The sequence below is a fragment of the Microbacterium umsixpiens genome (assembly GCF_053543675.1).
Map to the genome: position 1 here is coordinate 1255 of NZ_JBLVOH010000196.1, position 3021 is coordinate 4275.

Consider the following 3021-nt stretch of genomic DNA (forward strand, 5'->3'; position numbering starts at 1 on the left):
CGAACGACACCGTGATCACCGCCTGGAGCAGGGCCATCAGCCCGAACGCGAGCGCATAGCCGAGGATGAAGTCGGCTTTCTCGAGGGGTGTGGTCATCAGACGCTCGAGGGTTCCCGAGCGACGCTCGCGCAGGGTCGTGATCGACGTGATGAGGAACATCACGATGAACGGGAACAGCGCCAGGATCGCGCCGCCGAACTGGTCGAACACCCCCTCCTGGTCGCTGAACAGCCACGCGAAGAGACCGACCAGCAGGCTCGGCGCGACGAGCATCAGGGCAATCGACCGCGGATCGTGCCGCAGCTGTGCGAGCACGCGGCCCGCGGTGGCAAGCATCCGGCGGCCGTTCATTCTCCGGCCTCCTCTCGGTGCTCCCGTGCTTCACGGCGTGATCGAGGGACGTCGGCATCGCCGCTGCGGTCCCGCTCGATCAGCGCCAGGAACGCGGACTCGGCGTCGGTCGTGCCGGTGTCGGCCAGGAGCGACGACGGCGTGGTGTCGGCGATGATCCGCCCCTCCCGCATCAGCAGCAGCCGGTCGCAGCGCACCGCCTCGTCCATCACGTGACTCGACACGATGAGGGTCACACCGCGGTCGGCGAGCCCCCGGAACAACGCCCACAGCTCGGCACGCAGCACGGGGTCCAGCCCGACCGTCGGCTCGTCGAGCACGACCAGCTCGGGAGAGCCGATGAGCGCGACCGCGAGCGACACCCGCGTCGCCTGGCCGCCGCTGAGCGCGTCGACGCGCTGCCCCGCCTGGGCACGCAGACCGACTTCGTCGATCACCCTGTCCACATTGCCCTTCGGCGCCTTGAGCAGCGAGGCGAAGTACGAGAGGTTCTGGCGCACGCTGAGGTCGCCGTACACCGCAGCGCCCTGTGTGCCGTAGGCGACGCGGTGGCGGAGCTGTCGCGATCCGCCCGTCTCGCCGAGGACGGTGACATCACCCCCGGCGATCCGCTGCACACCGACGATCGAGCGCATCAGGGTGGTCTTGCCGCATCCCGACGGTCCGAGCAGCCCCGTGACCTGTCCGCGCGGGATCGTGAGGTCGATCCCGTCGAAGACCCGCACCGCCCCGCGGTGCACGCGCAGCTGCGCGATCTCGACGGCCGAGTCATTCATCATGTGATGAATTATGCGCCTGCGCCTCGAGCACGCAGAAGAGGGCGGCCTTCCTCAGTCGAGCAGGTGGCGGAGGTAGCGTGTCGGATGCTCGAGGAACGAGCGCCAGTGGTTCACGATCTCGAGGTCGCCCCATTCGGCGGGACGGACTCCCCACTCCCCCACTTCGAGGATCTTCGCGCCGGGCAGCGCCGCGAGCACCGGCGAGTGCGTGGCGCACAGCACCTGCCCACCGTCGTCGGCGATGCGCCGCAGCACGGCGATGAGCGCCAGGGTCGAGTTGAACGACAGGGCGGCCTCCGGCTCGTCGAGGCAGTAGAAGCCCGGCTCGGCGAAGCGGCTCTCCAACAGCGCGAGGAACGACTCGCCGTGGCTCATCTCGTGGAACGGCACATCGGCGCCGGCGGTCGACGGGTTGTCTTCGAGATAGGTGTAGAACGAGTGCATCGTCTCGGCCCGCAGGAAGAAGCCCCAGCGGTTGGCTCCCACGCCGCGCTGCAGCCGGATCCACTCCGACAACGGGGACTCGGTCGCTCGGGTGCTGTGCCGCGCCTGTCGCGAACCGCCCTCGGGTGAGAGGCCGTAGGCGAGTGCGACGCCTTCGACCAGGGTCGACTTGCCGCTACCGTTCTCGCCCACGAGGAACGTCACCCCGGGGTCGAGATCGATCCCCTCCCGCAGCACCTGGGCGACCGCGGGAATACTCGTCGGCCACTCCCCATCCGGCGTCGGGGCGTCGTCGTTCGGGCGCACCGCGACGACCGGCTGCTGCCGCCGTCGGCGAGAGCTCGGCTCCCAGAACGCCTCCATCGTGCTCCCTCCGCGTGGTGTCTCGTGGAGGCTACCGGCATCCGCGGACATGGAGTCGCGCGGGCGCGATCAGCACTCGATGACGTTGACCGCGAGGCCGCCCTCGCTGGTCTCCTTGTACTTGGTCGACATGTCGGCACCCGTCTGACGCATCGTCTCGACGACCGCATCCAGTGAGACATAGTGGCTGCCGTCGCCGCGCAGTGCGAGACGAGCCGCCGTGACCGCCGTCGACGCGGCGATCGCGTTGCGTTCGATGCACGGGATCTGCACGAGTCCGCCGATCGGGTCGCAGGTGAGGCCCAGGTGGTGCTCCATCGCGATCTCGGCCGCGTTCTCGATCTGGCGGTTCGTGCCACCCATCACCGCGGTGAGGCCGCCGGCCGCCATCGCGCACGCGGAGCCGACCTCGGCCTGGCATCCGCCCTCGGCTCCGGAGATCGACGCGTTGGCCTTGAACAGCGATCCGAGTGCGGTCGCGGTCAGCAGGAAGCGACGGATGCCGCGGCGACGGTTCGCCTCTGCCGTCAGCTCCTCGTCGAGGTCGCTCGCGGTGTCCAGCGCCCGGACGTCCGGCTCGAAGCCCAGCAGCGCGCTGCCGACCAGCTCACCGTAGGGAGTCACGGCGTTGCCCGCGCCGAGCCCCGAGTCGGCGAGGAACCGCCACCAATACATGGCGACGGCGGGGAGGATGCCGGCGGCACCGTTCGTCGGTGCGGTCACGACCCGGCCGCCCGCCGCATTCTCCTCGTTGACGGCCAGCGCGAAAGCGCCGAGCCACTCGCCCGGCAGTTCTCGATGCCCGTCGGCCTCGACCGCTTCGAGCTGGCCGCGGATCACTCCGGCCCGCCGCTTGACCTTGAGGATGCCGGGCAGCGTGCCGTCGGCGTGGAGGCCGGCATCGACGCACCCCGACATCGCATCCCAGATCGCGTCGAGCCCGGCCGCGACCTCCTCCTCGCCGCGCAGCGAGGTCTCGTTGAGCCGCGCGACCTCGGCGATCGACAGTCCGTTCTCGTCGCACAGGGCGAGCAGCGACGCGGCATCCGCATACGAATAGGGGAACCCCGCGGTCGTGGGTTT

At 69.8% G+C, this 3021-nt stretch carries 4 protein-coding genes; all 4 read right to left on the minus strand.

All coding sequences use genetic code 11. The features are described 5' to 3' along the window. Positions 1–352: ABC transporter permease (locus ACNPM4_RS17370; protein WP_448986513.1), on the minus strand; the 352-nt coding region annotated here is incomplete at its 3' end. Further along, positions 349–1131: an ABC transporter ATP-binding protein gene (locus tag ACNPM4_RS17375; protein ID WP_448986514.1), complete on the minus strand. Its 783-nt coding sequence runs from the start codon at positions 1129–1131 to the stop codon at positions 349–351. The genes ACNPM4_RS17375 and ACNPM4_RS17370, both read right to left, overlap by 4 nt. A gap of 51 nt (positions 1132–1182) precedes the next feature. Next, the gene (locus tag ACNPM4_RS17380; RefSeq protein ID WP_448986515.1) at positions 1183–1938 is read right to left on the minus strand and encodes an AAA family ATPase; all 756 of its coding nucleotides are present in this window, start codon (positions 1936–1938) and stop codon (positions 1183–1185) included. Between the two features lie 69 nt (positions 1939–2007). After that, positions 2008–3021 (minus strand): L-serine ammonia-lyase, iron-sulfur-dependent, subunit alpha (locus ACNPM4_RS17385; RefSeq protein WP_448986516.1); only part of this gene is annotated, 1014 nt, incomplete at its 5' end.